We start from the raw sequence: 26,976 nt of genomic DNA, 5'->3' as shown, positions 1-26,976 counted from the left end.
AGGGATAGCCCGCCACTTAAAACAAGCAGAAAGGTTGCCAGCGAAGTAGCCGTTTTTTAGCTAATACCGATTTTAGTTATCAATAAAGTATTAGCGTTGCCGATAAAGCTCTTATGAATCGCCAGATGAAATGCAGTCCAACTGACGCGGAGAGAGAATAATGCAACGGCTTACCCTCTTACTGGTACTGGGCTTAACGGGTTGCTCAGTCGGTCACTATGAGTACAGTAAAGAAGCTGAAAAGCGGGTTGATATGACCGTTACCGGCATTCCAACCATCATGGGGCTGGGCACGCTGGGTACGACCATTCCCCTGACCCCGGACTACAGCCTCACGGCGGCCCACGTGGCGAAATATTCGCTTTACCGGGTGAAAGCCTGGCATCCGGAGTGCGACCTGGCGGTGGTCTACCACAAGAACAGCGAAGCCAACCTTCCTCCTGCCTTCCGTAACAGCCACATTGGCGACAAGGTGAACCTTTACGGGTACAGCTTTATCTCGGCCATGCCGGTCAGCTCAACCGGTCAGAATCTGGTGAATACCACGCTGGCCAATGACTGGAACAAAGCTAACTGTGTGGTGGTGGCAGCGAATGCCGGCGTAGTTAAAGGGATGTCTGGTGGCGCGGTTTACAATGCCTCTGACGACACACTGGCTGGCGTGATTGTCGGCTACAGCCAGCGCATTAACGATAACCACAGCGGCAAGACGTTGTATAAAGACGTCGCCCTCTATGTTCCTTACTCTCGCTTTCAGCACTGGCTGGATGACGCCGTAAAATCTTAATTTTTGTCGGGCAAACCGGGATGCTTGCCCATCGTCTGTTCAGGCGGATTCAGCCACCTGTCCTCACGGGTTGCTTCGTAGTCCGGATTGAGCGGATAAGTGATACGGTTTTCGGGTTTGCTCACCTCGCCCACCACTAAAAGGCGCGCCTCATGGTCGCGGTTGTTGATAAAGGTGTGGCAGATGCCTGTTCCGGCCGGAAAAGCAACGGCATCGCCCGGCGACAGCGGGTACAACTCACCGTTTATCCAGGCGTCAGGATGACCTTCAAGCACAAAGATAAACTCTTCTTCCGCGCTCTCCGCGTGCGGATAGGACATGCGGCGTCCGGGCAACAGCCTTTCATGGTGAATGCCGAGGCGGGTTAACCCCAGTAACCGCCCCAGTGGCGCGCCAATCGACATGCGCTCATCGCTGTCAGAATAGTGTTCGTTATCGTCGCCTTCCAGCGTCTGCCAGTGGCGAATACAGTCGGGACGTTGTGTCATCGTGGTTGGCTCCCTGTTGAGATTTCAGTCTGGCAGAGGGAGCGGGATGACTCAAGCACGGCATCGCGAACAGCAGAAAGAAAAAAGGCCGGGTTACCCCGGCCTTTTTACAGAACAACAAGACTTATTTAGCGCCAGGACGCAGCGCCGGGAACAGGATCACGTCACGGATGGTATGGCTGTTGGTAAACAGCATCACCATACGGTCGATACCAATGCCTAAACCTGCCGTTGGCGGTAAGCCGTGTTCCAGTGCGGTAACGTAGTCTTCGTCGTAGAACATGGCTTCATCATCGCCCGCGTCTTTGGCATTAACCTGCTGCAGGAAGCGATCAGCCTGATCCTGCGCATCGTTAAGCTCAGAGAAGCCGTTGCCGATTTCACGTCCGCCGATAAAGAACTCGAAACGGTCGGTGATTTCCGGGTTTTCATCGTTACGACGAGCCAGCGGAGAAACTTCCGCCGGGTATTCGGTAATGAAGGTAGGCTGAATCAGGTGCGCTTCTGCGGTTTCCTCAAAAATCTCGGTCACTACGCGGCCTAAGCCCCAGCTTTTCTCGACTTTGATGCCGATGGCCTGGGCGACTGCCACGGCTTTATCGAAATCGTCAAGATCGGCCAGATCGGTTTCCGGACGGTATTTTTTGATGGCTTCACGCATGGTGAGCTTTTCAAACGGCTTGCCGAAATCGAATTCCTGCTCACCATAAGGCACGACGGTGCTGCCCAGCACATCCTGCGCCAGCGTGCGGAACAGGCTTTCGGTCAGTTCGATCAGATCCTTATAATCCGCATACGCCATATAGAGTTCCATCATGGTGAACTCTGGATTATGACGTGGCGAAATCCCTTCGTTACGGAAGTTACGGTTGATCTCAAACACGCGGTCAAAACCGCCCACAACCAGACGTTTCAGATACAGCTCTGGCGCAATACGCAGGTACATATCGATATCCAGCGCATTATGATGCGTGATAAACGGACGCGCTGATGCGCCGCCCGGGATCACCTGCATCATTGGCGTTTCCACTTCCATAAAGTCGCGAGCGACCATGAACTGGCGGATACCGGCCATAATCTGAGAGCGAATTTTGAAGGTGTTGCGTGATTCATCATTGGCGATGAGATCAAGATAACGCTGACGATAACGTGTTTCCTGATCGGCCAGGCCGTGAAACTTATCAGGCAACGGACGCAGCGCTTTGGTCAGTAAACGCAGTTCTGAACAGTGAACAGACAGCTCGCCGGTTTTAGTTTTGAACAACTTACCGCGTGCGCCGAGGATATCGCCCAGATCCCACTTTTTGAACTGCTCGTTATAGATGCCTTCAGGCAGATCGTCACGTGCTACGTACAGCTGAATGCGGCCGCCAACGTCCTGCAGGGTGATGAAAGACGCTTTGCCCATAATACGGCGCGTCATCATACGGCCCGCCACGCTGACCTCAATGCCTAAGTCTTCCAGCTCTTCGTTACTCTTCTCGTCATAGCTGGCGTGCAGCCGATCGGAGGTGGTATCACGACGAAAATCGTTAGGAAACGCCACGCCGTTTTCACGCAGCACGCTCAGTTTCTCGCGACGCGTTTTCAGTTCGTTATTTAACTCAAGTGCGACGTCAGCGCTCTGCGGTTGTTGTTCAGACATGTCGGTTCCTTATAGCCCTGCTTTTAAACTTGCTTCAATGAAACGGTCCAGATCGCCATCCAGAACCGCCTGCGTATTACGCGTTTCCACGCCGGTACGCAGATCTTTAATTCGTGAGTCGTCCAGAACGTAAGAACGGATCTGGCTTCCCCAGCCGATATCCGACTTATTGTCTTCCAGCGCCTGCTTCTCGGCATTTTTTTTCTGCATCTCAAGCTCGTACAGCTTCGCCTTCATCTGCTTCATCGCCTGATCTTTGTTTTTGTGCTGAGAGCGGTCATTTTGACACTGCGTGACCGTACCGGTCGGAATATGGGTGATACGCACCGCAGATTCCGTCCGGTTAACGTGCTGACCACCGGCACCGGAGGCACGGTAAACGTCAATGCGCAGGTCTGCCGGGTTAATGTCGATATCGATATCGTCATCGACTTCCGGGTAGATAAACGCGGAGCTGAATGACGTATGGCGGCGACCACCGGAGTCAAACGGACTCTTACGAACAAGGCGATGAACGCCTGTCTCGGTGCGTAACCAGCCAAACGCATAATCGCCCGACACACGAATGGTTACCGATTTAATGCCCGCCACTTCGCCTTCGGACTCTTCAATAATCTCGGTTTTGAAGCCTTTCGCTTCGGCCCAACGCAGATACATACGCATCAGCATGCTGGCCCAGTCCTGCGCCTCGGTGCCGCCGGAGCCAGCCTGCAAGTCGATATAACAGTCTGCGCTGTCGTACTCACCCGAGAACATACGGCGGAATTCGAGTTCACCCAGTTTAACGTCCAGCGCGTCCAGTTCTTCGACCGCTTCGTTAAAGGTTTCTTCGTCATCGGCTTCCACAGCCAGATCAAGCAGGCCCTGTACGTCTTCCAGCCCCTGCGTCATCTGATCCAGCGTATTCACGATTGCTTCGAGAGAGGAGCGCTCTTTACCCAACGCCTGGGCGCGTTCAGGTTCGTTCCAGACGTCAGACTGTTCGAGTTCTGCGTTTACTTCTTCAAGGCGTTCTTTCTTGGCATCGTAGTCAAAGATACCCCCGAAGAACGTCGCTGCGCTCGGTGAGGTCCTGAATACGGTATTTGACCGGATTAATTTCAAACATGTGTTTAGCGTCTTTTTAACGTTTGATGGAATAAGAAATGTAACCTGCGAGTTTACCCGAAACCGGCGACAGTTTGTAGCGTTGAGAAAATGCGCAGGGTGTAAACGTTTGGGACAGGCTGTGCTGAAAGGGAGGGAGGCAACGTCAGAAAGGCCTGGCGGACGGACTCCCGTCCGTCCACCTTCATCCGTTAACTGAGCGGCCAGAGATGTTCAATAATCAACTGCACTGAGCGGTTACCGCGATATTCATTGATATCCAGCCGGTACGCCAGTTCAACCTCGCGAACGCTGCTGTCAGGCCACAGCGTGGTATCTACGTTAAACGCGATGCCGTCGATCAGTGGCCCGCCGCCCAGTGGCTCCACCATGACTTTCAGATGACGTTCCCCCACCAGCCGCTGCTGCAAGAGCCGGAATTTGCCGTCGAACGCAGGCTCCGGAAAGGCCTGTCCCCAGGGACCGGCATCGCGCAGCATTTCGGCGGTCTCCAGAGAAAACTCAGCGGGTTGTAACGCGCCATCAGACCACATCACCCCTTGCAGCGCTTCGCCAGCCAGCCAGTCGCCGACCAGTTCAGCGAACCGCTGACGAAACTCCTCGTAGCGCGCCTCCTCCAGCGACAGCCCGGCCGCCATGGCGTGACCACCAAACTTCTGCATCAGTCCGGGGTGGAGCGTATCGAGCCGTTCCAGGGCATCCCGCAGGTGCAGGCCCGCAATCGAACGTCCCGAGCCTTTCAGCATGCCGTCGCCCGCAGGCGCAAAGGCGATGACCGGACGGTGAAAACGCTCTTTGAGCCGGGAAGCCAGAATACCTACCACGCCCTGATGCCATTCGGGATGATAAAAGGCCAGCCCCAGCGGCAAATCGGTTTGCTCACGCTCCAGCGTCTGACAGAGCGCCAGCGCCTCGCTTTGCATGCCCTGTTCAATCTCTTTGCGCATCTGATTGAGCGCATCCAGCTCGCTGGCTAGCATACGCGACTGGCTGAGATCGTCCGTCAGTAACAGCGCGACGCCGACCGACATATCGTCGAGCCTTCCGGCCGCATTCAGCCGCGGTCCCAGCGCAAACCCCAGGTCGCTGGCGGCCAGCTGGCGCGCATCGCGATTGGCGATTTCCAGTAGCGCCTTGATGCCCGGTCGGCATTTACCGGCACGAATGCGGCTCAGGCCCTGCCAGACCAAAATACGGTTATTTGCATCCAGCGGCACGACATCCGCAACCGTGCCCAGCGCCACCAGATCGAGCAGGTCAGCCAGGTTAGGTTCTGCCCGCATGACGCCAAACCAGCCCTGAGTTCGCAGATGGGCACGCAGCGCCATCATCAGGTAAAAGGCCACACCAACGCCTGCCAGCGCACGCGACGGGAAAGTGCAATCAGGCAGGTTTGGGTTAACGATAGCGTCCGCGTCAGGCAGCGTTTCGCCGGGTAAATGGTGGTCGGTCACCAGCACCGCAATCCCGTGCGCATGCGCGACGGCGACGCCAGCATGAGAGGAAATACCGTTATCGACAGTGAGGATCATCTCCGCGCCGCGCGCTTTCGCCTGTTCGACAACCTCAGGACTGAGGCCGTATCCATCCTCAAACCGGTTAGGTACCAGATACTGAACATTGCTGCATCCCATGCTGCGCAGAGCCAGCACGGTAAGCGCGGTACTGGTGGCACCGTCAGCATCAAAATCGCCGACGACCATAATACAGCGTCCATCCAGCAGCGCTTCATGCAGCAAGGCGACGGCCTTATCAATACCGCTCAGCGCACTAAACGGCAGCAGGTTTTTCGCGCCTCTTTCAAGCTGAGCGGCATCACTGACGCCGCGTTGCAAATAAAGCCGACGCAGAAGCGGCGGCAAATCAGCAGGGAGCCCGGGCAAATCCGGTACCGCCTCACGACGACGTAATTCGACTTCGTGCTTTACCACGCCTTAACCACCACGCTTTTGATTATCCAGTACCTGTTTGAGTTCCTGAGGGCTTTGGTAGCCCGGGATCATCATTCCGCTATCGGTCAGAATGGCGGGCGTGCCCTGAATGCCGAACAGAATGCCGAGTTTATACTGCTGACCAATGTCAGTTTTGCATGACGCAGGCGCCTCCATCTTCGGCGCATCACCTTTCATTGCGTCATCGAAGGCTTTGTTACGATCGGCGCTGCACCAGACCGCTTTCATGGCGCTGGCGACATTACCGTTCATCCCTTCGCGTGGGAAAGCAAGATAACGAACCGTGATGCCCAGCGCATTGTAATCGGCCATCTGCTCGTGCAGCTTGTGACAATAGCCACAGGTAATGTCCGTGAACACCGTGACCACATGCTGCTCTTTTGGCGCTTTATAGATGATCATCTCCGGAACCAGCGCGTCGACCTTTTTATCCAGCAGCGTATTGGTCACGTTCACCGGTTGCGTGCCGCTGACATCATAAAGGGGACCCTGGATCATGTGTTTACCATCATCGGTCACATACAGGACGCCGCTTTCGCTGAGCACGGTTTTGAAGCCTGGCAGCGGAGACGGCTGAATCTCGGTCTGGTGTAAACCCAGTTTTTTCAGGGAAAGCTGAATAGCGCTGTCATCAGCGTGGGTTAAACCGGAAAAGACGCTGACCAGCAGCGCCAGCGTGGCAACATGTTTGTTCATTGTTTTCCTTATATCCGTCGGTCATGCACGCGGATGATGCTGTTGATGTAACAGTCGCAGACGTTCCGTGGCGACGTGAGTATAAATCTGGGTCGTGGAGAGATCGCTGTGTCCCAGTAACATCTGTACGACACGCAAGTCTGCCCCGTGGTTCAGCAAATGTGTGGCAAAGGCGTGGCGCAGCACATGGGGCGACAGCTTTTCGCTGTCAATGCCTGCCAGCGTGGCGTAGTGCTTGATTCGGTGCCAGAACGTCTGCCGCGTCATTTGCTGCGCGCGGCTACTGGGGAAGAACACATCCAGCGTTTGCCCGTTGAGCAACCACGGACGACCATGTTCCATATAATATTCCAGCCAGTAAACCGCCTCTTCACCTAATGGCACCAGGCGCTCTTTATTGCCCTTACCGATCACCCGCACCACGCCCTGACGCAGGCTGACGTCGTTCAGGGTTAATCCCACCAGCTCCGAAACACGCAGCCCGGTGGCATACAATAATTCCAGCATGGCTTTATCGCGCAGTTCCAGCGGCACGTTGACATCCGGAGCCTGCAGTAAACGCTCGACCTGTGCCTCGCTCAGATCTTTGGGCAGCCGCTGGGGCAGCTTTGGCGCGGCCAGTTGGGCGCTGGGATCGTCCACACGAATCTTTTCACGGTACAGGTACTGAAACAGGCGGCGCATAGCGCTGAGCAGACGCGCTGAGCTGGTGGCCTTATAGCCGCCTTCCAGTCGCTCTGCGAGAAACTGTTGCAGATCCTGCGGGCTTAATGACACCAGCGTCAGGCCGTGATGTGCCAGCCAGCCGGTGAGCGTTTGCAGATCCTGTCGATAGGAGGACAAGGTATTTTGCGCCAGATTGCGCTCAATCCACAGCGCGTCAAGAAACTGTTCTGTCAGTTCGCTGTCTTGCACGTTTTCCCCGCCGTTCAGTCTGAAATCGTGCTCATTATGCCTGATTCACCCCTGCTTCTGATACAATTACGCCAAAGTCTGGATTAACAGAGCACTATCTGCATGAAAATTGGTCTTTTTTACGGTTCCAGTACCTGCTACACCGAAATCGTAGCGGAGAAGATTCGGGATTTTATTGGCGACGAGTTAGTGACGTTGCACAACGTGAAAGATGACGATCCGCGTCTGATGGAAGAGTACGACCTGCTGATTTTGGGCATTCCGACCTGGGACTTTGGCGAGCTACAGGAAGACTGGGAGGCCATCTGGCCGCAGTTGCCCACCCTCAATCTGCATAACAAGATAGTGGCGCTTTACGGCATGGGCGACCAGATTGGCTATGGTGAATGGTTTCTCGACGCGCTGGGTATGCTGCACGACCTGCTGCAACCCATGGGCGTGCAGTTTGTCGGCTACTGGCCGCTGGATGGCTATGAATTTACCAGCCCCAAACCGCTTAGCGCGGATGGCAAACAGTTTGTGGGGCTGGCGCTGGATGACGTCAATCAGTTTGACGTGACGGATGAGCGCGTTGAGCAGTGGTGCGAGCAGATTCTGACGGAAACGGCCGAACGCCTGTAGGCTGTCGGTGTTAACGCGCGCGTTGTCTGTCGCGAAAACAGCAGGCGCGTAAGGCGCGCCATTCAGCAGGCTGCATATTATCCTGCATGAGCCAAAACCGCGTTATCCTGCCCTGAGGGTTCTTCATGACCAGCAACACCGCGCCAGGTAACCAGTAAAGCGGTTGCTGCGTTTGCCAGTGTTCATCCTGCCAGTGCCAGTCACGGGCACTGTCGCGTCGTAGCGCTCCACAGCGCAGACACAAGCGCCTGTCCTGCCGCCATCCTTCCCACACGATGAGGGCGAACAGCACCGGCTTTATCACCCACTCTGCCGCAGACAAGGGCATCAGCCCGACGCCGGCTAGCGTTACCACCAGCGTCAGGGCAAGGATTGTGCGCGCCTGCAACGAGGGATGAAGGTTACATTGCCACCGGGCCGCGTTCACGATTACGCTGCTGAATAAGCTTCACCATGCGTTTCAGCTCGGGATCGGCTGGCTCGCCGTGGTTCATCATCCAGTTGAAAAGGTCCGGATCGTCACTTTTCAGCAGGGCAATGAAAACCTGCTTGTCGGTATCGTTTAACGTGTCATATTCGTACTTGAAGAACGGCATAATAGCGACATCCAGTTCCAGCATGCCACGACGGCAGGCCCATTGAACGCGCGATTTATCATGAATATCCATGCATCAGTTTTCCTGTTTCACATCGTGGCGACTAGTGTAACCTGGATTAACAGCGGCTGCAGGCTCCAGACTTCGTCATGTGCACAACGCCGCAGGATGACGCTTTTGCTGGCGTTCATCACGCGTTTTGTGCGCCCTGTTCAGTAAACAGGTTGCAATGCCAGTCTGCTCTTTTACCATTGAAGATATTGTTCCGGATGAACCTTCATACTCAGGATTTATCAATGCCAACATTTACGCTTCCCCCACGTCAACCTGCGGCCTCATCGCGTCTGCCGCTCACGTTAATGTCTCTGGATACCTGGGCTCTGGTGTCTGTAGTGGGCCCTGACAGTACGTCCTATTTGCAGGGTCAGTTGACGCTGGATGTCGCCGCGCTGGATGCCGCCCATCATCTGCCCGCCGCCCACTGCGATGCGAAAGGCAAAATGTGGAGCAATCTGCGTCTGTTTCACCGCGGCGAAGGTTATGCCTATTTAGTGCGCCGGGCACTGCGTGATACTCAGTTGCCGGAGCTAAAAAAATACGCCGTATTCTCTAAAGTGACGCTGGCCGCCGATGACGATGTGGTGTTACTGGGCGTTGCCGGTTTCCAGGCTCGGGCGGCGCTGGCCGACCGGTTTGAAGCCCTTCCTGACAGTACTACTCCCGTGGTGCAACAGGGCGAAACCACCCTGCTGTGGTTTGCCCAGCCCGCAGAGCGCTTTTTACTGGTCACCTCGCTTGCTGAGGCAGAAGCACTGAAACAGAAGCTGGCCGAGGATGCTCAGTTAACAGACAGCACACAGTGGCTGGCCCTGGACATTGAAGCCGGTATTCCGGTGATTGAACCTGCGACCAGCGCGCAGTTTATTCCCCAGGCGACTAATTTGCAGGCACTGGACGCGATCAGCTTCAAAAAAGGCTGCTACACCGGGCAGGAGATGGTGGCCCGCGCGAAATACCGTGGCGCCAATAAGCGCGCCCTGTACTGGCTGTCAGGCCAGGCCAGCCATCTGCCTGCCGCAAACGACTCGCTGGAATTGCAGATGGGTGAACGCTGGCGTCGCACAGGTACCGTTCTCGCCGCCGTGCAGCTTGATGATGGCGTGACCTGGGTGCAGGTCGTGATGAATAACGATCTGGAGCCAGACAGCGTATTGCGCGTCGAAGGGGATGAAGGAGGCAAACTCACTATTCAGCCTTTGCCTTATTCGCTGGACGAAAACTGAGTGTCGGGGCGGGAACCTCTCCCGCCCTGTTTCTACATGACGTAGAAATAAATGGCGCAGAAATGACAGATGCAGCCGCCTAACACGAAACCGTGCCAGATGGCGTGATTAAACGGCACGCGGCGCGCCACATAAAAGATCACCCCCAGGGAATAGATGATGCCTCCCAGCGCCAACAGCCAGATTCCCCCCGGCGACAGTTTCATCGCCAGTTGATAGACCACCACCAGCGACAGCCATCCCATACAAAGATACGTGACCAGTGACAGCACCTTATAGCGTTCAGCGATCGTCAGTTTAAACAGGATGCCCAGCAGCGCCAGTCCCCAGATGACCGCCATTAATGCGTGAGCCAGCGGTGACTGCAGCCCTGTCATCAAAAACGGCGTATAAGTGCCCGCAATCAACAGATAAATGGCGCAGTGATCCACTTTTTTCAGCACGCGTTTGGCGCGTGGATGACTGACAGCGTGATAAAGCGTGGACGCCAGAAACAGCACGATCATGCTGCCGCCATACAGGCTTGAGCTGACGATGGTGGTGACATCCGCATGGATCGCTGTTGCCTTAACCAGTAGCAGCACTAACCCAACGATTCCAAAGAGGCAACCCAGCCCGTGACTGATACTGTTGGCAATTTCCTCTGCCAGTGGATAGCCCTGCGTGGAAAAATGTTTATGCGTCATAACCTTCCTGCCTGAAAAGTGAGAGCCATTGCAGTTTAATCACCAGACAAATTAATCAGAAAAACTTTCAGTGTACAAGTGTAAGCTTAAATTAATTAATGCGGTCAACGCCGGTTCAAATTCTGTTAAAATGCTGACTGGTCAACTATCTGGTGATTTTTTCATGTTCGCGCATCACGATCTTGCCACGCTCAACGATCTGGAATTGCAGGTTTATCAGTACATCATCAGACATCGTGAAAGTGTCAGTTACATGACCATTCGTGAACTGGCGGAGCAGGCCGCCGTGTCAACTACCACCGTGCTGCGTTTCTGTCGCAAAATGCACTGTGAAGGCTGGTCTGAGTTTCGTATCCGTCTGCGGCTGGCCCAGGAACACACGGCCCCAGCTTTACCGGTCTCTGGCCCGGCCGATATGCTGAGTTTTTTTAAAAGCATCAATAATGCTGAATTTGAGCAGGTCATCACCCAGGCAGCCGCGATGATCAGGCAGGCTGAACGGGTATTTTTTATTGGTGTGGGCACATCAGGGAGCCTGGGAAAATACGGTGCACGTTTTTTTTCGAATGTGGGGAAATTCAGTCATGCTATTGATGATCCTTATTATCCCGTCAGTCCGAGCCTGTATGAAAATGCCCTGGCGATCATCCTTTCTGTCTCGGGCGAAACAGAAGAAGTACTGCGTATCGCCAGCCAGTTTAGCCTGAATAAATGCAAAATTATTGCGGTCACCAACAGTGAAAACTGTTCGCTGGCAAAAATGAGCGACTTTACGGTTTCCTATCACGTCCCGGTTATCCGCCTGGCGGATAACTGCGATATTACCACTCAGGTACCGGCGATTTATATTATCGAATCACTTGGCCGACGGTTAAGCCAGTAAAACACAGCGTTTTTTAGCTGTGACAAATCCCTTTTTTCGCACGGTGTTATACCGTGACTTTATAAAGTGCTTTGCTACACTCAGCCCAATTTTATCTGTATTGGAGAGTGGGTAATGAGCTTACCAGACACATTTTTGTGGGGCGGTGCCGTCGCGGCTCACCAGGTTGAAGGCGGGTGGGATCAGGGTGGAAAAGGTATTAGCATCGCTGACGTGCTGACAGGGGGTGCACACGGCGTGGATCGTGTCATTACCGATGGCGTTCAGCCCGGAAAATTTTACCCTAATCATCAGGCCGTCGAGTTTTACTCACACTATAAGCAGGATATTGCGTTATTTGCGGAGATGGGATTTAAATGCTTCCGTACCTCGATTGCGTGGACGCGTATATTCCCTAATGGCGATGAGCAGCAACCTAACGAAGCCGGCCTGCAGTTTTATGATGACCTGTTTGATGAATTACTGAAATATGGCATCGAACCAGTAATTACCCTTTCCCATTTTGAAATGCCCTACCACCTGGTAAAAGAGTATGGCGGCTGGCATAACCGTAAAGTCGTCGATTTCTTTGTGCGTTTCAGTGAAGTCGTGCTGGAACGATACAAAAATAAAGTTAAATACTGGATGACCTTTAACGAAATTAATAACCAACGTAACTGGCAATATCCGCTGTTTGGCTACTGCTGTTCCGGCGTTATTTTCACCGACCATGAAAAACCTGAACAGGCGATGTATCAGGTCATGCACCATCAGTTCGTTGCCAGTGCCCGGGTGGTGAAGCGCGGACACGAGATCAACCCGGACTTCAAAATTGGCTGCATGATCGCCATGGTGCCGGTTTATCCGTTCTCCTGCCATCCGGACGATGTCATGCTGGCTAAAGAAGCGATGCATCAACGCTATGTCTTTAGCGATGTACAAATGCGCGGTTACTACCCTGCCTACGCGCTGAAAGAGTGGGAACGCAAAGGCTACCACATTGAGATGCAACCAGAGGATGCAGATACCCTGCGTCAGGGCTGTGCCGATTACATCGGTTTCAGCTATTACATGAGTAATGCCGTGCAGCACAGCGCCAGCGGTGTTGACGACCCCATTACCGGTTTTGACGGGGTGGTCAAAAACCCGCATGTCAGCGCCTCAGACTGGGGCTGGCAGATCGATCCCGTTGGCCTGCGTTATGTGCTGAACGATCTGTACGAACGCTACCAGAAGCCGCTGTTTATCGTGGAAAACGGCTTTGGCGCAATCGACAAACCGAATGCGCAGGGCGTGATCGAAGATGATTACCGCATTGCGTATCTGGCGGCGCATATCGCAGAGATGAAAAAAGCCGTCATTCATGATGGTGTGGATCTCATGGGATATACGCCGTGGGGCTGCATCGATTGTGTATCCTTTACGACCGGCCAGTACGACAAGCGCTACGGTTTCATTCACGTTAATAAAAACGACGATGGCAGCGGTGATTTCTCACGCGCGAAAAAGAAAAGCTTTGCCTGGTATCAGCAGGTTATCGCCAGTAACGGTGAAAAGCTGTAAGTCGGTTGCCGCAGCGTCACGCTGCGGCATGAATTTACCGCCCGCCGGCGGCATCAATGATGCTGCCGGTGATGTAAGAGGCCGCATCGCTGGCCAGCCAGACCACCACTTCTGCAATTTCTTCGGCATGTCCACCACGTCCCATCGGAACGCCGCTCGCCAGTCGGTCGACCCGGCCGGGCTCCCCGCCATCGGCATGCATCCCGGTGTAGATCAGACCGGGCCGCACGCCATTGACGCGAATTCCCTGTTGCGCGACCTCCAGTGACAGACCTTTCGTCAGCGTATCCATCGCGCCCTTCGATGCGGCATAGTCGACATATTCACCGGGAGAACCCGTACGGGCTGCCGCGGAGGAAACGTTCACAATACTGCCGCCCAGTCCTCCCAGGTGCGTTCCCATGCGCCGGACGGCTTCACGACAGCAGAGGAAGGTGCCCGTGACATTTGTGGCAAAAACCTGTTGAATGCGCGCCGCGTCCAGTTGCTCAAGACGGCATTGCTGAAACAGGATACCGGCGTTATTTACCAGCAGCGAGAGCGGCAGGTTCTCCTGATCCAGCCGTTGAAACAGCGCCATGACCTGCGCCTCCTCACTGATATCGGCCTGTACGCTAAAGGCTTCTCCGCCGTTACGCACAATCTCATCCACCACCCGCTGCGCTTCACTTTCGCGCGCGCGATAATTCACGGCCACACGGTAACCCCGTGTCGCCAGTAAAACGGCGGTCGCACGGCCAATGCCGCGACTACCGCCAGTAACAAGCGCGAGTTTCATCTGAGCCTCCATAAAAAAGGGCCGAAAACCGGCCCTCAAAACAGTTGTGTTAACCCGACTCAGGCATAGTCGCTCATCGGTACACATGAGCAGAACAGGTTGCGGTCACCAAAAACATCATCCAGGCGCTTCACTGTTGGCCAGTATTTATTGTGGCTGCCTGCCGGGAAAACGGCCAGCTCGCGGCTGTAAGGATGCGTCCATTCGCCAGTCACTTCCATTTGTGTGTGAGGCGCGTTAACCAGCGGATTATCATCCATTGGCCACTCGCCCTTTTCCACCCGCCCAATTTCCATACGAATCGCCAGCATGGCATCAATAAAGCGGTCCAGCTCCAGTTTGCCTTCCGATTCGGTAGGTTCCACCATCAGCGTGCCCGCGACCGGGAATGACATGGTTGGCGCATGGAAACCGTAGTCGATGAGGCGTTTTGCAATATCCAGTTCACTGATCCCGGTCTGCTCTTTCAGCGGACGAATATCCAGAATACATTCGTGCGCCACACGACCATCGCGCCCGGTATACAGAATCGGATAAGCTGATTTCAGACGGCTGGCGATGTAGTTGGCATTGAGAATCGCCACCGAACTGGCCTGCTTGAGCCCTTCCGCGCCCATCATGCGGATGTACATCCAGCTGATTGGTAAAATGGAAGCACTGCCAAACGGTGCAGCAGAGACAGCGCCCTGCTGTGTCAGCACACCATCAATCTGCACCACGCTGTGACCGGGTACAAACGGTGCCAGATGCGCTTTCACGCCAATAGGTCCCATGCCCGGGCCGCCGCCGCCGTGCGGAATACAGAAAGTTTTGTGCAGGTTAAGGTGCGAAACGTCAGCGCCAATATAACCCGGCGTCGTAATGCCCACCTGAGCATTCATGTTCGCACCGTCCAGGTACACCTGGCCGCCGTACTGATGCACGATCTGGCACACTTCACGAATAGTCTCTTCGTACACGCCGTGCGTGGATGGGTAGGTCACCATGATGCATGACAGTTTATCGCCCGCCTGTGCGGCTTTTTCGCGCAGGTCGCCCAGATCGATATTACCCTGTTTGTCACAGGCCACGACCACCACATCCATGCCCGCCATCTGGGCTGAGGCCGGGTTGGTCCCGTGTGCTGAGCTGGGAATCAGGCAAAGGTGACGTTCACCTTCACCACGGCTTTCATGGTAACGACGAATCGCTAACAGCCCCGCGTATTCCCCCTGTGCACCGGAGTTCGGTTGCATGCAGAGCGCATCGTAACCGGTAAGCTGAACCAGCCACTGGGAAAGCTGGCCAATCATTTGCAGGTAGCCGCCCGCCTGTTCTGCCGGGCAGAACGGATGCATTTCGGCAAATTCAGGCCAGGTGATGGGAATCATCTCTGCGGCAGCGTTAAGCTTCATCGTGCATGAACCCAGCGGAATCATCGCCTGGTTGAGAGCCAGATCTTTTTTCTCCAGGCTGTGCATATAGCGCATCATCTCGGTCTCACTGTGATGGCGATTGAACACAGGGTGAGAGAGGATGTCGCTGACGCGCTGCTGGCTTGCAGGGATTGACTGGCTGTCTGCCGCAACCTGGCTATCAAGTTGATCGATATCCAGACCATGATCATCGCCCAGCAGGATGGCGAACAATGTCGCAACGTCTTCACGACATGTGGTTTCATCCATCGTGATACCGACAGCGTTATGAATATCACTACGCAGGTTAACGCCGAAACTCAGCGCACGGTTTAACACGGCGGCTTTATCGGTCACGTCCACTGTCAGCGTGTCGAACCAGTGGTGATGACGCAGCTTCAGCCCGCCACGTTGCAGTCCGGCAGCCAGGATATCGGTGAAGCGGTGAATACGTGAAGCGATACGTTTCAGCCCAACAGGTCCGTGGAACACGGCATACAGTCCCGCGATATTGGCCAGCAGCACCTGAGAGGTACAGATATTGGAGTTGGCTTTTTCCCGACGGATATGTTGCTCGCGAGTTTGCATCGCCATACGCAACGCGGTGTTGCCAGCGGCGTCGCGTGAGACACCGATAATACGGCCAGGCATAGAACGCTTGTGTTCATCACGGCTGGCAAAGAAGGCCGCATGAGGACCGCCATAGCCCATTGGTACACCAAAGCGCTGAGCGGAACCGAACACAATATCCGCGCCCTGCTTGCCCGGCGATTCAAGTAACACCAGGGCCATAAAATCCGAGGCCACGCTGACGACCACCTTACGTGTTTTCAGCTCGGCAATCAGGCTGGTGTAATCGTGGACCTCGCCCGTGGTGCCTACCTGCTGAAGCAGGACACCAAACAGATTATCGTGCTCCAGGGCTTTCTCCGCGCTGTCGATAATCAGTTCAAAACCAAAGGTTTCGGCGCGGGTCCGTACCACATCCAGCGTTTGCGGATGGATATCATCAGCGATAAAGAACCGGTTGGCATTTTTCAGTTTGCTGATGCGTTTTGCCATCGCCATCGCTTCGGCCGCCGCGGTGGCTTCATCCAGCAGTGAAGCGGACGCGATATCCATGCCGGTCAGATCAATGGTGACCTGCTGGAAGTTTAGCAGCGCCTCCAGGCGCCCTTGAGAAACTTCGGGCTGATACGGCGTGTAAGCCGTGTACCAGCCCGGATTTTCCAGCATGTTCCGCAGGATAACGGGCGGCGTTATCACCGCACTGTATCCCATGCCGATCCAGGATTTGTAGCGCAGGTTTTGCGCGGCAATCGCTTTTAACTCTGCCAGCGCCTGCTGTTCAGTTGCCGCATCGCCAACGGCGGGCGGACCGGGCAACTGAATGTCGGCGGGAACAATAGAACCAATCAACGACGCCAGAGAGCTGGCACCAATCGCCTCCAGCATAACGGCCTGTTGTTCTGGCGACGGACCAATATGGCGCTCAATAAACGCACCGTTGTGTTCAAGCTGGCTGAGAGTCTGAGTCATGAGCTGTAAATCCTGAATCGGGCTGGGGAACAGAGAGTGCTGGTCAGATATCGGCGGCCTCATCTGGAGGCCGCGCAACGATTACTCGTCAATAGATGCTTTATAGGCATCCGCGTCCAGCAGTGAGTCTAGTTCTGACTCATCGCTGGCTTTGATCTGGAATAACCAGCCGTCCTGATAAGGCTCGCTGTTAACCAGCTCTGGGGAATCATTCAGCGCGTCGTTCACGGCGATAATTTCGCCACTGACAGGAGAATAGATATCGGAAGCCGCTTTTACGGATTCGGCGACGGCGCACTCTTCGCCGGCAGCGAACGTCGCCCCTACTTCTGGCAGGTCCACAAAGACCATATCGCCCAGTAATTCCTGCGCGTGTTCGGTGATGCCGACGGTGTAAGATCCATCCGCATTTTTGCGCAGCCATTCATGACTGTCGCGGTATTTCAACTCAGCTGGCACATTGCTCATCGCCCTTTCTCCTGTAATTATGTTTTACTGCGCAACCGGCTTGCCGGCGCGAACGAAAACGGGTTTAGTCACTTTTACGGGCATTTCACGGTTGCGGATTTCAACGATAGCGTCTTCGCCAATGCCCGCAGGCACGCGGGCCAGCGCAATGCTGTAACCCAACGTTGGTGAGAAAGATCCGCTGGTAATAATGCCCTGCTGCATCTGCCCCTGACTATCCGTAAAACGCACGGGCAGGCCGTTACGCAGTACGCCTTTTTCTGTCAGGATCAGGCCAACCAGTTTTTCAGTGCCTTTTTCGCGCTGACTTTCCAGTGCTTCGCGCCCGATAAAATTGCGGTCCGCCGGTTCCCAGCACAGGGTCCAGCCCATGTTGGCGGCCAGCGGTGAGACGCTTTCATCCATTTCCTGACCGTAAAGATTCATGCCCGCTTCCAGACGCAATGTATCGCGTGCGCCCAGCCCGGCGGGTTTGACGCCCGCGGCGAGCAGGCGCTGCCAGAATGTAACGGCCTGCGCCGCAGGCAGCGCGATCTCATAACCCGCTTCGCCGGTATAACCGGTGGTGGCGATAAACAGCTCCCCGGCCTGGATACCAAAGAACGGCTTCATACCTTGTACAGCCTGACGCTGTGCATCACTGAAGAGCGTTTGTGCTTTTTGCTGGGCCTGTGGGCCCTGCACGGCGATCATCGCCAGATCGTCACGCTCCCGGACTTCCACGCCATAACCCTGCGCATGTTCATTGATCCATGCCAGATCCTTTTCACGCGTCGCAGAGTTCACGACCAGGCGGAAAAACGTCTCATCCATGAAATACACGATCAGATCGTCAATCACGCCGCCCGACGCATTCAGCATGCCGGTGTAAAGCGCTTTGCCGGGTTGCGTCAGCCTCGCGACATCGTTTGCCAGCAGAAAACGCAAAAACTCACGCGTACGTGCACCGTGCAGATCGACGATGGTCATGTGCGAAACATCAAACATGCCTGCGTCGTTGCGAACAGCATGATGTTCATCCAGTTGGGAGCCATAGTGCAGCGGCATCATCCAGCCATGGAAATCCACCATACGCGCACCGTTTTCCTGATGCTGGTCAAACAGAGGTGTGTGCTGAGTCATAACTATCCTGTGCTGAAACAAGTAAGTTTGAAACCACGCCGCCGGGAGCCGACGCAAACGTTCTCTTTGCAATGACGTTACCACTGAACGGGTCGATTAACCATAAGCAAAGCGAGGTCGAACGCAGACGCACAGCCTAATCGCGCAAAAGAAAAAGCAGGACAAAAGACTGTGATTTTGTGATTAAACACACAAAAAATACGACCTATTCATTTTTTTACAGCCATTTTATTCGTACCGACACGTAAGATGTTAAAAAAATAGCGAAGCAAAAATGGCGTCGAATAAAAATAAGTAATGCGAAACATCACGCAAAATTAGAATAAATCAAATGAGGCGCTGCAACGGTGCAGGACTGCATTTTTACGGTGCAGTCCTTTTTTAAAATAAAAAAGCCAGCAATTACGCTGGCTTTAAGAAAGGGATTCGCGTCAGCGAAGCCAGGCGGGAAAGTCGTTCAGGCCCATCGCCTGCCGCAACATGACAGGTTTCACGCCCGGTAAATTATCGGCCAATTTTAGCCCGACATCGCGAAGCAGCTTTTTAGCCGGATTATTGCCCGCAAACAGCTCACGAAATCCCTGCATGCCCGCGAGCATCATGGCGGCACTGTGTTTACGGCTGCGTTCATAGCGGCGCAGATAGAGGTGCTGCCCGATATCTTTGCCCTGCTGATGCAGGCGGCGAACTTCACCAATCAACTCTGCGGCATCCATAAAACCGAGATTGACACCCTGCCCGGCCAGCGGATGAATGGTATGCGCAGCATCGCCCACCAGCGCCAGGCGATGTGCAGCAAAGCTGCGCGCATAGCGTGCCGTGAGGGGGAATGCCTTCCGTTCGCCTTCCAGTTCGCACAGGCCAAGGCGCATATCAAACGCCACCGACAACTGTTGATTAAAGAGCGCCTCAGGCATCGTCTCCAGCCGGGTGGCTTCCTGGGGCGACAGCGACCAGACGATGGAGCACAGATGCGGATCCTGCATCGGCAGAAACGCCAGAATGCCATCCCCATGGAATACCTGACGCGCGACGCCATCATGTGGCATGGAGGTACGGATGTTCGCCACCAGGGCATGGTGTTCATAATCCCAGAAAGTCAGCGGAATATCGGCTTTGTTGCGCAGCCAGGAATTGGCACCGTCTGCGGCAACCATCAGCCGTGCGCTCATCATGCCGCCATCCTGTAGCGTAATGAAGGCTTCGTTATCGCCAAATGCCACCTGCTGAAGATGTGACGACGGCAGCAACGTCACGTCACTGCACTGCCTGGCTCGCTGCCATAAGGCGCAGTGAATCACCGGGTTTTCGATAATGTGCCCGAGATGGGTTAAGCCCTGCTGCTCACCGTCAAATGAGATAGCACCGAAGCTGTCACGATCCCAGACTTCCATGGCCTGATAAGGGCTGGCTCTGAGCGACAGGATCGTCGACCAGACATCCAGTTTTTGTAAAAGACGTTCACTGGCCGCATTGATAGCCGATACGCGGACAGACGGAGAAGCGGTGGCATCAAATTGCGGCTCGGGCGCTTGTTCGAGTACGGCGATACGCAAGCCACTGCCCTGCAGACCGCAGGCCACGGCCAGTCCTACCATACCGCCACCGGCGATCACCACATCATAAGTTTGCATCAGTGCCTCTCAGTTAACGCTTAACCCAGCCAAGCGTGCGCTCGGCCAGAAGATTTCTCAGCAACGGCAGATGATCCATTGCCAGCAGGCCAAGGTTGCGCCCGACGACCAGCGGTGCATGGCGGTTGGCAAACAGGCGCACCAGACCGTCGGTGAGACCGATGGTCGTGGCCCGATCCTGTTGGCGACGCTGACGGTAATGCTGCATGACAGCATAGCTGCCAGGGTCCTGTTGCTGCCGGTGCGCGGTGGCCAGGGTTTCGGCTAAGGACATGACATCCCTCAGGCCCAGGTTAAATCCCTGCCCGGCAATAGGGTGCAGCGTCTGGGCTGCGTTGCCCACGGTGGCAACACGATGTGAAACGACCGGTTCGGCCTGTTGCAATGCCAGCGGATAGATATCGCGTTTACCGGTGTGGGTAAATTTCCCCAGTCGCCAGCCGAACGCGTGCTGAAGTTCGCTGAGAAACGTCTCGTCGTCCCAGCGCTCAAGCTGCGGGCGCTTATCCAATGAATGACACCACACCAGCGACAGACGGTTGTCAGACATCGGCAGCAGGGCGAGCGGGCCGAACGCAGTAAACCGTTCAAAGGCCCGCCCCTGGTGCGGTATCTCGCTGGTGACATTCGCAATGAGTGCCAGTTGCTGATAAGTTTCGGTTTGCCACTGAATACCGCAGGCTGCCGCGACAGCCGAACGCGAGCCATCAGCCGCCACCAGCACATCAGCGTCCAGTTGTTCATCATTATCCAGCGTGACCTTCACGTGCGCCTGAGTACGGTTCACATTGGTGACCCGTGCCGGACAGCGCAGGGTGACGCCGGGAGCCTGTTTAAGCTGCGCGAATAAACGCTGGCCTACGTCGAACAATTCGACGACCTGGCCCAGCGCGGGAATCGCATAGTCGCTGGCCGCCAGTGAGACAAAACCCGCATGACCCCGATCGGAAACATGGATCGTCGTGATCGGCGTTGCGCAGGGGGCAATGCGCTGCCAGAGATTAATATTGGCCAGTTGCTGACAGGTGCCGGCAGACAGCGCAATGGCACGGCCGTCATAACCCGGATGCGCGCGGCTGGCAGGTTCGCTGCTTTCGATCAGCGTGACGGGCAGCGCGCCCTGTGTCAGGTGCGAAATAGCCAGCGCCAGCGTGGCACCGGTCATTCCGCCACCCGCGATGAGGACGGTCATCCTGCGCGTGCCGCCGCCATCAGCGCCTCAATAGCATCTGGATCTTTCACCACGCTGTCAGTGAGGTTCTCGTTACCTGTTTCAGTGATCACAATGTCATCCTCAATGCGAATGCCGATACCGCGGTATTCCACCGGCACGTCGGCATCGGGGGCAATGTATAAGCCTGGTTCAATAGTAATGACCATGCCCGGTTCCAGAATGCGATCCCGGCTTGGCGTGCCGTAGTGCCCCACATCATGGACATCCAGCCCCAGCCAGTGGCTCAGGCCATGCATAAAGAATTTGCGATGCGCGTCTTCAGCAATTAACGCGTCAACCTCGCCCTGCAACACGCCCAGTTCAACCAGACCGGTCACCATGATGTGCACCACCTCATCATTCACTTCGCGAATACTGACGCCAGGCCGGAAACGGGATAATGCCGTCTCTAATGATTTCAGCACGATGTTGTAGACAGCACGTTGAGCAGGTGAGAATTTACCGTTTACCGGGAAGGTGCGGGTAATATCGCCTGCGTACCCCTGCCATTCACATCCCGCATCAATCAGCACCAGGTCGCCATCCCGCAGCTCACATTCATTCTCGGTATAGTGCAGAATACATCCATTTTCACCGGAACCGACGATGGTGTTGTAGGAGGGAAAACGCGCACCGTGGCGGTTAAACTCATGATGAATTTCGCCTTCCAGATGGTATTCGTACAGGCCGGGGCGACAGGCCTGCATAGCGCGCGTATGGGCCAGCGCACTGATCTCACCTGCACGGCGCAGAATGGCGATTTCTTCCGGACTTTTGAACAGGCGCATCTCATGCACCCAGGGACGCCAGTCTGTCAGGCTGGCAGGGGCGCTCAGGTTCTGGCGGAAACCGCGACGTAGTTTATCCAGTGCACTGAACACCAGCTTGTCAGCCTCAGGATATAACCCTTGCGCGTGATAAACCTCATCCAGACCGTTCAACAAAAGATGAAGCTGCTCACCGATATCGTTCCAGGGCAGTGCGCGATCCACACCCAGTTTTGCCGGTGCCGCCTCCTGGCCCAGACGGCGACCAAACCAGATTTCTGCGGTCAGGTCGCGGACACGATTAAACAGCACACTGTGGTTGTGGTTCTCATCACTTTTGATCAGCACCAGTAAGGCTTCAGGCTCATTAAAACCTGTGAAGTACCAGAAATCACTGTTTTGACGAAACGGATATTCGCTGTCGTTACTGCGCGTTACTTCAGGCGCCGCAAAAATTAACGCTGCGCTGCCCGGAACCATTTTCGCTAACAGCGCCTGACGACGCTGCTGGAAGGTCTCCAGTGAAATCATGTCTGCACTCCCTGTTGAACTGAGATATCTGGCTTAGTGTAACGTTGGCTTCTGTACTTCAGGTGCGGTTGGCTGCGGGCGCGTGAACGTATCGTGACAAAGTAGCGCCGCGACGCGGACGTACTCGATCACCTCCTCCAGCGACTGCTCCAGCTCTTCCTGATCTTCGTCTTCGTCATAGCCAAGCTGCGCGATAGTACGCAGATCATCAATGGCCTCGCCGGTTTCGCCGGTGACCTTATCCAGTTTAGGCTGAGTTACGCCCAGGCCGAGTAAAAAATGGTTTACCCAGCCAGCCAGGGCGTCCGCCCGATCAAACACGGTGATGTCATCATCGTCGGGCAGCATCAGTTGAAAGAGAAAGCCATCTTCTTCAAGCGCCGTCGTAATATTTGCATGCAAATCCTGCAGCGGCTGGGCCAGCGTGTGCGAAAAAGCCATGCCTTCATTCGCGAGATCGTGGACCAGCGTTTTCCAGCTGGTATCCTGATTACCGCCACACAGAATACCGCTGAGTAATCCGTGCATTTCGGCAGGTGTCATTCCGACGCCGTGCTGTGAGAGCGCCGCCGCCAGCGCATTGTAATCAGGGGTTGCGTTCTGTGAAGACATCATTTTTCATCGTCGTTGGCTGTAAGAGTTCGTGGTATGCTACCACTAGCTGCCTCAAGGTTTCCAGAAAAGGGGTTGTATCTTATTTCTCAGGTCTATATAGTTGCCCGCCTCCCAGGCCATTGAAGGCTAAGGGAATGGCGAGCCAGGTAATCAGTCAGGAAGGTGGCATGTCTGCACAACCGGTAGATTTACAAATTTTTGGTCGTTCTTTGAGAGTAAATTGTCCGCCTGAACAGCAAGATGCGCTGAACGCGGCGGCGGAAGATCTCAATCAACGGTTGCAAGATTTAAAAGTTCGCACTAGAGTCACCAATACAGAGCAACTGGTGTTCATTGCCGCGTTAAACATTTGCCATGAACTGGCACAAGAAAAAAACAAGACGCGCGACTATGCTGCTAATATGGAACAACGAATCCGTATGTTACAGCAGACGATAGAGCAGGCATTAGTTGAGCAAGGTCGCATAACTGATCGTCAGGATGCGAAGTTCGAATAATACTTCATGGTCACTGTGCTACACTGACGGTGAAGTCAATTTTCTCTGAGATGTTTGCAAGTGGGCCAGTCCCCTGAGCCGATATTTCATACCAACAGAATGTGACGCTCCGCAACCTGTGAGCATGCTCGGTCCGTCCGAGAAGCCTGATGGTTGCGACGGCATGTTCACCTTGAACCAAGGGTTCAAGGGTTACAGCCTACGGCGGCATCTCGGAGATCTCCTTTCTGGTTGTACTGCATTATCCCCCACCAGACATGATATAGTGCGTCGCTCAGGCGACTTCTTCTGGGGGACACCATGTCAGAACCCTCTTTACTTCAGCGACAGGACATTCGTCAGCATGTTCGTCATTTACGTCGCGCCTTAACCCCGGAACAGCAACATACTGCCGCCGAACAGCTTGCGGAACACGCGATTAACTTTGCGCCTGTCTCCGACGCCCAAAACGTCGCGCTGTTCTTATCCGTCGATGGGGAAATTAATACGCGTCCGCTTATCGCAAAATTATGGCAGCAGAACAAACGCGTTTATCTTCCTGTGCTTCATCCCTTCTCTGCCGGTCATCTGCTTTTTCTGCGCTATACGCCAGAAACGCCGTTGAGCCCGAACAAGCTACGTATTCCTGAACCGCCACTCGATATCCGGCATATGGTTACGCTGGACGAACTGGATGTGATGATGGTGCCGCTGGTGGCCTTTGATCGCAGTGGTCAGCGTCTGGGCATGGGGGGCGGTTTTTACGACCGCACGTTACAAAACTGGAAACAGCACGCTTTTTTACCGGTTGGCATCGCGCACGACTGCCAGTTGGTCGATTCGCTGCCTGTGGCGGCCTGGGATATTCCTTTGCCCGCCGTGCTGACGCCGTCAACGTTGTGGTTGTGGGAAGAATAAACCCAGGCACTGTTGTGCGCCTGGGTTGATTATTTTGATAAATCAGTAGAGGAGACGGGCGCGGATAGTGCCAGGGATAGCCTTCATCAGCTGCAGCGCTTTCTCTGCCAGTTCGTGCTCGGCATCGATATCAATCACCACATACCCCATCATGGGTGAGGTTTGCAGGTACTGCGCGGCGATATTGATGCCCTGTTCGGCAAAAATCTGGTTAATTGCGGTCAGCACACCCGGACGGTTTTCATGAATGTGCAGCAGACGGCTTGCGCTGACGCCGTGCATCGGCAAGGACACTTCAGGGAAATTCACTGCAGACAGCGTTGAACCGTTATCGGAATATTTCGCCAGTTTGCCTGCCACTTCGATACCAATGTTTTCCTGCGCTTCTTCGGTGGAACCCCCGATGTGTGGCGTCAGAATGACATTATCGAACTCACTCAGTGGCGAGACAAACGGATCGCTGTTTGTGGCTGGCTCAACCGGGAACACGTCAATGGCCGCGCCCCCGACCTGCTTGCTGGCCAGCGCGTCACACAGTGCCGGAATATCCACGACGGTGCCGCGTGAGGCGTTGATTAACAGCGCGCCAGGTTTCATCTGCGCCAGCTCGTCAGCAGAGATCATATTTTGTGTCGAGGCGGTTTCAGGCACATGCAGACTGACGACATCGCTCATATTCAGCAACTGCGTCAGGCTTCGCACCTGCGAGGCATTACCCAGCGGCAGTTTATTTTCAATATCATAAAAATACACGTGCATGCCCAGGCCCTCGGCCAGCACGCCTAACTGCATACCAATGTGACCATAGCCGATAATGCCCAGCTTCTTACCGCGCGCTTCGAATGAGCCTTTAGCAATCTTATTCCAGACACCGCGATGGGCTTTGGCGTTCGCTTCTGGCACGCCACGCAGCATCAGCAGCATTTCGCCAATCACCAGTTCGGCGACCGAGCGCGTGTTAGAGAACGGGGCGTTAAAAACGGGAATACCGCGCTTTGCCGCCGCATTTAAATCAACCTGGTTGGTACCGATACAGAAACAGCCCACAGCGACCAGTTTTTCTGCTGCGGCAAAAATCTCTTCAGTCAGTTGGGAACGGGAACGGATACCGATAAAGTGCGCGTCACGAATGGAAGCCTTTAATGACTCGCTATCCAGTGCGCCTTTGTGGAATTCAATATTGGTGTAACCTGCAGCACGAAGATTGTCCAGCGCGCTCTGGTGGACACCTTCCACCAGCAGGAACTTAATCTTGTCTTTTTCCAGTGAAACCTTTGCCATTTCCCAACCCTATTCAGAATTCAACGAGGACTGAACGCAGTCAGCCAGCAGTCAAAATATCAAAAAAAACGCCAGCAGCAATACAAACGATTGCCTGACCGGCTGGCTGGCTGGATTCAGAAGCCAAACTTTGCCGGACAAAATCGTGGGTTGGCCGCATCGGGGAGAATGAACCCGCTGTTGATGACGCTTATGTGACATAAGTCACCAAATTTCAGCCTGGCGAGAAAAGTTTTTTTTTAATTAAAAAAACGCGGGCGCAAATTATGCGCCCGTCGCGTTATTTTTTCAGCGTTTTGACCCCATCCGGTCCGCCAATCAACGCCACATCGGCACCCCGGGTAGCGAAAAGCCCGACGGTGACGACGCCCGGTAACGCGTTAATGGTTTTTTCCAGCTCAATGGGATCCAGAATACGCAGATTATGCACGTCCAGGATGATATTACCGTTGTCAGTGACGACATTCTGGCGATACTCAGGCAAACCGCCCAGCCTGACCAGTTCACGCGCGACGTAGCTGCGTGCCATGGGAATCACTTCAACGGGCAACGGAAAACGCCCCAGCACGTCGACTTCTTTCGATGCATCGGCAATACAGATAAACTTTTTAGCCACGGCCGCGACGATTTTTTCGCGGGTCAGCGCGGCACCGCCGCCTTTGATCATCTGCATCTGGGGATTAATTTCGTCGGCACCATCAACATAGATGGCCAGGTCATCGATTTCATTCAAATCAAACACCTGAATACCGAGGCTTTTGAGCTTTTGCGTGGAGGCTTCAGAACTGGACACGGCACCTTCAATCTGGTGTTTGATGCTGCCGAGCGCATCAATAAAATGGGAAGCGGTAGAGCCTGTTCCCACGCCGACGATCGTACCTGGCTGGACATAATCAAGTGCAGCCCAACCAACAGCTTTTTTCAGTTCATCCTGCGTCATGGTATGTTTAGAACCTGTGCGATAAGAAAATGCGCGTAGTATAAAGCAAGGTTTGCTGAAAATGCTCGGATGCATTGGGCGGATTTAATGCTTTGGAAG

At 54.6% G+C, this 26,976-nt stretch carries 26 protein-coding genes and 1 other RNA gene; 8 read left to right on the top strand and 19 right to left on the bottom strand.

Annotation, left to right across the window (positions count from 1 at the left end; genetic code table 11):
- The first annotated feature begins 160 nt into the window (after nucleotides 1-160).
- Nucleotides 161-787: a hypothetical protein gene (locus tag C7434_RS16065; protein WP_006120808.1), complete on the top strand. Its 627-nt coding sequence runs from the start codon at nucleotides 161-163 to the stop codon at nucleotides 785-787.
- On the opposite strand, the gene C7434_RS16060 is transcribed toward C7434_RS16065, so the two are convergent.
- The 6 genes from C7434_RS16060 to xerD all read right to left on the bottom strand — a co-directional run bounded on the left by C7434_RS16060 (nucleotide 784) and on the right by xerD (nucleotide 7,590).
- Nucleotides 784-1,275, bottom strand: coding sequence for a cupin domain-containing protein (locus tag C7434_RS16060; protein ID WP_033739605.1), 492 nt, complete (start codon nucleotides 1,273-1,275; stop codon nucleotides 784-786). The genes C7434_RS16065 and C7434_RS16060 overlap by 4 nt on opposite strands.
- Before the next feature lie 124 nt (nucleotides 1,276-1,399).
- Entirely contained in the window at nucleotides 1,400-2,920 is a 1,521-nt protein-coding gene (gene lysS / locus C7434_RS16055) for a lysine--tRNA ligase (RefSeq protein ID WP_033739607.1), read from the bottom strand.
- Nucleotides 2,921-2,929: 9 nt separating this feature from the next.
- Nucleotides 2,930-4,028 (bottom strand): peptide chain release factor 2 gene (prfB, locus tag C7434_RS16050; protein ID WP_100208631.1). Its coding sequence is split into 2 segments (ribosomal slippage): nucleotides 2,930-3,952 and nucleotides 3,954-4,028, totalling 1,098 coding nucleotides; the frame shifts between segments, so codons are not numbered across the junction.
- A 190-nt stretch (nucleotides 4,029-4,218) separates the two neighbouring features.
- A complete protein-coding gene (recJ, locus tag C7434_RS16045) occupies nucleotides 4,219-5,958 on the bottom strand; it encodes a single-stranded-DNA-specific exonuclease RecJ (RefSeq protein WP_033739609.1) in 1,740 nt (579 codons plus the stop codon).
- Between the two features lie 3 nt (nucleotides 5,959-5,961).
- On the bottom strand, nucleotides 5,962-6,675 hold the full coding sequence (gene dsbC / locus C7434_RS16040; RefSeq protein ID WP_033739611.1) for a bifunctional protein-disulfide isomerase/oxidoreductase DsbC: 714 nt from the start codon (nucleotides 6,673-6,675) through the stop codon (nucleotides 5,962-5,964).
- A 21-nt stretch (nucleotides 6,676-6,696) separates the two neighbouring features.
- Nucleotides 6,697-7,590, bottom strand: coding sequence for a site-specific tyrosine recombinase XerD (xerD, locus tag C7434_RS16035; protein WP_033739613.1), 894 nt, complete (start codon nucleotides 7,588-7,590; stop codon nucleotides 6,697-6,699).
- 102 nt (nucleotides 7,591-7,692) lie between these two features.
- Here xerD and fldB point away from each other — a divergent pair, with 102 nt between their 5' ends.
- Nucleotides 7,693-8,211 carry a flavodoxin FldB gene (gene fldB, locus C7434_RS16030; protein WP_006120814.1) on the top strand — a complete coding sequence of 173 codons (519 nt, stop codon included), beginning with the start codon at nucleotides 7,693-7,695 and terminating at the stop codon, nucleotides 8,209-8,211.
- 10 nt (nucleotides 8,212-8,221) lie between these two features.
- On the opposite strand, the gene C7434_RS16025 is transcribed toward fldB, so the two are convergent.
- Together C7434_RS16025 and sdhE are read right to left on the bottom strand one after the other, a co-directional pair.
- Entirely contained in the window at nucleotides 8,222-8,638 is a 417-nt protein-coding gene (locus C7434_RS16025; RefSeq protein WP_033739615.1) for a protein YgfX, read from the bottom strand.
- Nucleotides 8,613-8,879 carry an FAD assembly factor SdhE gene (sdhE, locus tag C7434_RS16020; protein WP_006120816.1) on the bottom strand — a complete coding sequence of 89 codons (267 nt, stop codon included), beginning with the start codon at nucleotides 8,877-8,879 and terminating at the stop codon, nucleotides 8,613-8,615. Before sdhE ends, C7434_RS16025 begins: the two co-directional genes overlap by 26 nt.
- Nucleotides 8,880-9,103: 224 nt before the next feature.
- Between sdhE and ygfZ the strand changes: the two genes are divergently transcribed.
- The gene (gene ygfZ, locus C7434_RS16015; protein WP_033739617.1) at nucleotides 9,104-10,090 is read left to right on the top strand and encodes a tRNA-modifying protein YgfZ; all 987 of its coding nucleotides are present in this window, start codon (nucleotides 9,104-9,106) and stop codon (nucleotides 10,088-10,090) included.
- Nucleotides 10,091-10,122: 32 nt separating this feature from the next.
- Here ygfZ and C7434_RS16010 read toward each other — a convergent pair whose 3' ends face one another.
- Nucleotides 10,123-10,776 carry a hemolysin III family protein gene (locus C7434_RS16010; protein ID WP_033739618.1) on the bottom strand — a complete coding sequence of 218 codons (654 nt, stop codon included), beginning with the start codon at nucleotides 10,774-10,776 and terminating at the stop codon, nucleotides 10,123-10,125.
- Between the two features lie 163 nt (nucleotides 10,777-10,939).
- Between C7434_RS16010 and C7434_RS16005 the strand changes: the two genes are divergently transcribed.
- Nucleotides 10,940-11,659: a MurR/RpiR family transcriptional regulator gene (locus tag C7434_RS16005; RefSeq protein ID WP_033739684.1), complete on the top strand. Its 720-nt coding sequence runs from the start codon at nucleotides 10,940-10,942 to the stop codon at nucleotides 11,657-11,659.
- A 114-nt stretch (nucleotides 11,660-11,773) separates the two neighbouring features.
- Nucleotides 11,774-13,201 carry a 6-phospho-beta-glucosidase gene (locus C7434_RS16000; protein ID WP_033739620.1) on the top strand — a complete coding sequence of 476 codons (1,428 nt, stop codon included), beginning with the start codon at nucleotides 11,774-11,776 and terminating at the stop codon, nucleotides 13,199-13,201.
- A 34-nt stretch (nucleotides 13,202-13,235) separates the two neighbouring features.
- On the opposite strand, the gene C7434_RS15995 is transcribed toward C7434_RS16000, so the two are convergent.
- The 8 genes from C7434_RS15995 to C7434_RS15960 form a co-directional block, all read right to left on the bottom strand.
- Nucleotides 13,236-13,979, bottom strand: coding sequence for an SDR family oxidoreductase (locus C7434_RS15995; RefSeq protein ID WP_033739622.1), 744 nt, complete (start codon nucleotides 13,977-13,979; stop codon nucleotides 13,236-13,238).
- Between the two features lie 59 nt (nucleotides 13,980-14,038).
- Complete coding sequence (gcvP, locus tag C7434_RS15990; protein ID WP_133745654.1) at nucleotides 14,039-16,912, bottom strand: aminomethyl-transferring glycine dehydrogenase; 2,874 nt, start codon at nucleotides 16,910-16,912, stop codon at nucleotides 14,039-14,041.
- An 81-nt stretch (nucleotides 16,913-16,993) separates the two neighbouring features.
- On the bottom strand, nucleotides 16,994-17,380 hold the full coding sequence (gcvH, locus tag C7434_RS15985; protein ID WP_033739626.1) for a glycine cleavage system protein GcvH: 387 nt from the start codon (nucleotides 17,378-17,380) through the stop codon (nucleotides 16,994-16,996).
- Between the two features lie 24 nt (nucleotides 17,381-17,404).
- Nucleotides 17,405-18,502, bottom strand: coding sequence for a glycine cleavage system aminomethyltransferase GcvT (gene gcvT, locus C7434_RS15980; RefSeq protein WP_033739627.1), 1,098 nt, complete (start codon nucleotides 18,500-18,502; stop codon nucleotides 17,405-17,407).
- Nucleotides 18,503-18,933: 431 nt separating this feature from the next.
- Nucleotides 18,934-20,136 (bottom strand): FAD-dependent 2-octaprenylphenol hydroxylase, encoded by a 1,203-nt coding sequence (ubiI, locus tag C7434_RS15975; RefSeq protein WP_133745653.1) that lies wholly within the window; start codon nucleotides 20,134-20,136, stop codon nucleotides 18,934-18,936.
- A gap of 13 nt (nucleotides 20,137-20,149) precedes the next feature.
- Complete coding sequence (ubiH, locus tag C7434_RS15970) at nucleotides 20,150-21,328, bottom strand: 2-octaprenyl-6-methoxyphenyl hydroxylase (RefSeq protein ID WP_133745652.1); 1,179 nt, start codon at nucleotides 21,326-21,328, stop codon at nucleotides 20,150-20,152.
- Nucleotides 21,325-22,647: a Xaa-Pro aminopeptidase gene (pepP, locus tag C7434_RS15965; protein WP_080752861.1), complete on the bottom strand. Its 1,323-nt coding sequence runs from the start codon at nucleotides 22,645-22,647 to the stop codon at nucleotides 21,325-21,327. The genes ubiH and pepP overlap by 4 nt, the downstream gene beginning before the upstream one ends.
- 33 nt (nucleotides 22,648-22,680) lie before the next feature.
- The gene (locus tag C7434_RS15960) at nucleotides 22,681-23,259 is read right to left on the bottom strand and encodes a YecA family protein (RefSeq protein WP_006120828.1); all 579 of its coding nucleotides are present in this window, start codon (nucleotides 23,257-23,259) and stop codon (nucleotides 22,681-22,683) included.
- A gap of 170 nt (nucleotides 23,260-23,429) precedes the next feature.
- On the opposite strand from C7434_RS15960, the gene zapA reads away from it, so the two are divergent.
- The 3 genes from zapA to C7434_RS15945 all read left to right on the top strand — a co-directional run bounded on the left by zapA (nucleotide 23,430) and on the right by C7434_RS15945 (nucleotide 24,656).
- Nucleotides 23,430-23,759, top strand: coding sequence for a cell division protein ZapA (gene zapA / locus C7434_RS15955; RefSeq protein WP_006120829.1), 330 nt, complete (start codon nucleotides 23,430-23,432; stop codon nucleotides 23,757-23,759).
- Between the two features lie 39 nt (nucleotides 23,760-23,798).
- Nucleotides 23,799-23,982: non-coding RNA, 6S RNA (gene ssrS / locus C7434_RS15950), on the top strand.
- Between the two features lie 77 nt (nucleotides 23,983-24,059).
- Nucleotides 24,060-24,656: a 5-formyltetrahydrofolate cyclo-ligase gene (locus C7434_RS15945; protein ID WP_033739632.1), complete on the top strand. Its 597-nt coding sequence runs from the start codon at nucleotides 24,060-24,062 to the stop codon at nucleotides 24,654-24,656.
- A 42-nt stretch (nucleotides 24,657-24,698) separates the two neighbouring features.
- On the opposite strand, the gene serA is transcribed toward C7434_RS15945, so the two are convergent.
- Nucleotides 24,699-25,937, bottom strand: a complete 1,239-nt coding sequence (gene serA / locus C7434_RS15940; RefSeq protein WP_006120831.1) for a phosphoglycerate dehydrogenase — start codon at nucleotides 25,935-25,937, stop codon at nucleotides 24,699-24,701.
- A gap of 280 nt (nucleotides 25,938-26,217) precedes the next feature.
- Nucleotides 26,218-26,877 (bottom strand): ribose-5-phosphate isomerase RpiA, encoded by a 660-nt coding sequence (rpiA, locus tag C7434_RS15935; protein WP_133745651.1) that lies wholly within the window; start codon nucleotides 26,875-26,877, stop codon nucleotides 26,218-26,220.
- Between the last annotated feature and the right edge of the window lie 99 nt (nucleotides 26,878-26,976).

Source organism: Pantoea sp. PNA 14-12 (assembly GCF_004364735.1).
GTDB lineage: Bacteria > Pseudomonadota > Gammaproteobacteria > Enterobacterales > Enterobacteriaceae > Pantoea > Pantoea stewartii.
This window is presented reverse-complemented; position numbering and strand designations above follow the sequence as displayed.

Excerpts from the sequence above, each read along its gene's own strand:
- C7434_RS16065 (WP_006120808.1), top strand. The coding sequence starts at position 161 with ATGCAACGGCTTACCCTCTTACTGGTACTGGGCTTAACGGGTTGCTCA.
- C7434_RS16060 (WP_033739605.1), bottom strand. The coding sequence starts at position 1,275 with ATGACACAACGTCCCGACTGTATTCGCCACTGGCAGACGCTGGAAGGC.
- lysS (WP_033739607.1), bottom strand. The coding sequence starts at position 2,920 with ATGTCTGAACAACAACCGCAGAGCGCTGACGTCGCACTTGAGTTAAAT.
- dsbC (WP_033739611.1), bottom strand. The coding sequence starts at position 6,675 with ATGAACAAACATGTTGCCACGCTGGCGCTGCTGGTCAGCGTCTTTTCC.
- fldB (WP_006120814.1), top strand. The coding sequence starts at position 7,693 with ATGAAAATTGGTCTTTTTTACGGTTCCAGTACCTGCTACACCGAAATC.
- sdhE (WP_006120816.1), bottom strand. The coding sequence starts at position 8,879 with ATGGATATTCATGATAAATCGCGCGTTCAATGGGCCTGCCGTCGTGGC.
- ygfZ (WP_033739617.1), top strand. The coding sequence starts at position 9,104 with ATGCCAACATTTACGCTTCCCCCACGTCAACCTGCGGCCTCATCGCGT.
- C7434_RS16010 (WP_033739618.1), bottom strand. The coding sequence starts at position 10,776 with ATGACGCATAAACATTTTTCCACGCAGGGCTATCCACTGGCAGAGGAA.
- C7434_RS16005 (WP_033739684.1), top strand. The coding sequence starts at position 10,940 with ATGTTCGCGCATCACGATCTTGCCACGCTCAACGATCTGGAATTGCAG.
- C7434_RS16000 (WP_033739620.1), top strand. The coding sequence starts at position 11,774 with ATGAGCTTACCAGACACATTTTTGTGGGGCGGTGCCGTCGCGGCTCAC.
- C7434_RS15995 (WP_033739622.1), bottom strand. The coding sequence starts at position 13,979 with ATGAAACTCGCGCTTGTTACTGGCGGTAGTCGCGGCATTGGCCGTGCG.
- gcvP (WP_133745654.1), bottom strand. The coding sequence starts at position 16,912 with ATGACTCAGACTCTCAGCCAGCTTGAACACAACGGTGCGTTTATTGAG.
- gcvH (WP_033739626.1), bottom strand. The coding sequence starts at position 17,380 with ATGAGCAATGTGCCAGCTGAGTTGAAATACCGCGACAGTCATGAATGG.
- gcvT (WP_033739627.1), bottom strand. The coding sequence starts at position 18,502 with ATGACTCAGCACACACCTCTGTTTGACCAGCATCAGGAAAACGGTGCG.
- ubiI (WP_133745653.1), bottom strand. The coding sequence starts at position 20,136 with ATGCAAACTTATGATGTGGTGATCGCCGGTGGCGGTATGGTAGGACTG.
- ubiH (WP_133745652.1), bottom strand. The coding sequence starts at position 21,328 with ATGACCGTCCTCATCGCGGGTGGCGGAATGACCGGTGCCACGCTGGCG.
- pepP (WP_080752861.1), bottom strand. The coding sequence starts at position 22,647 with ATGATTTCACTGGAGACCTTCCAGCAGCGTCGTCAGGCGCTGTTAGCG.
- C7434_RS15960 (WP_006120828.1), bottom strand. The coding sequence starts at position 23,259 with ATGTCTTCACAGAACGCAACCCCTGATTACAATGCGCTGGCGGCGGCG.
- zapA (WP_006120829.1), top strand. The coding sequence starts at position 23,430 with ATGTCTGCACAACCGGTAGATTTACAAATTTTTGGTCGTTCTTTGAGA.
- C7434_RS15945 (WP_033739632.1), top strand. The coding sequence starts at position 24,060 with ATGTCAGAACCCTCTTTACTTCAGCGACAGGACATTCGTCAGCATGTT.
- serA (WP_006120831.1), bottom strand. The coding sequence starts at position 25,937 with ATGGCAAAGGTTTCACTGGAAAAAGACAAGATTAAGTTCCTGCTGGTG.
- rpiA (WP_133745651.1), bottom strand. The coding sequence starts at position 26,877 with ATGACGCAGGATGAACTGAAAAAAGCTGTTGGTTGGGCTGCACTTGAT.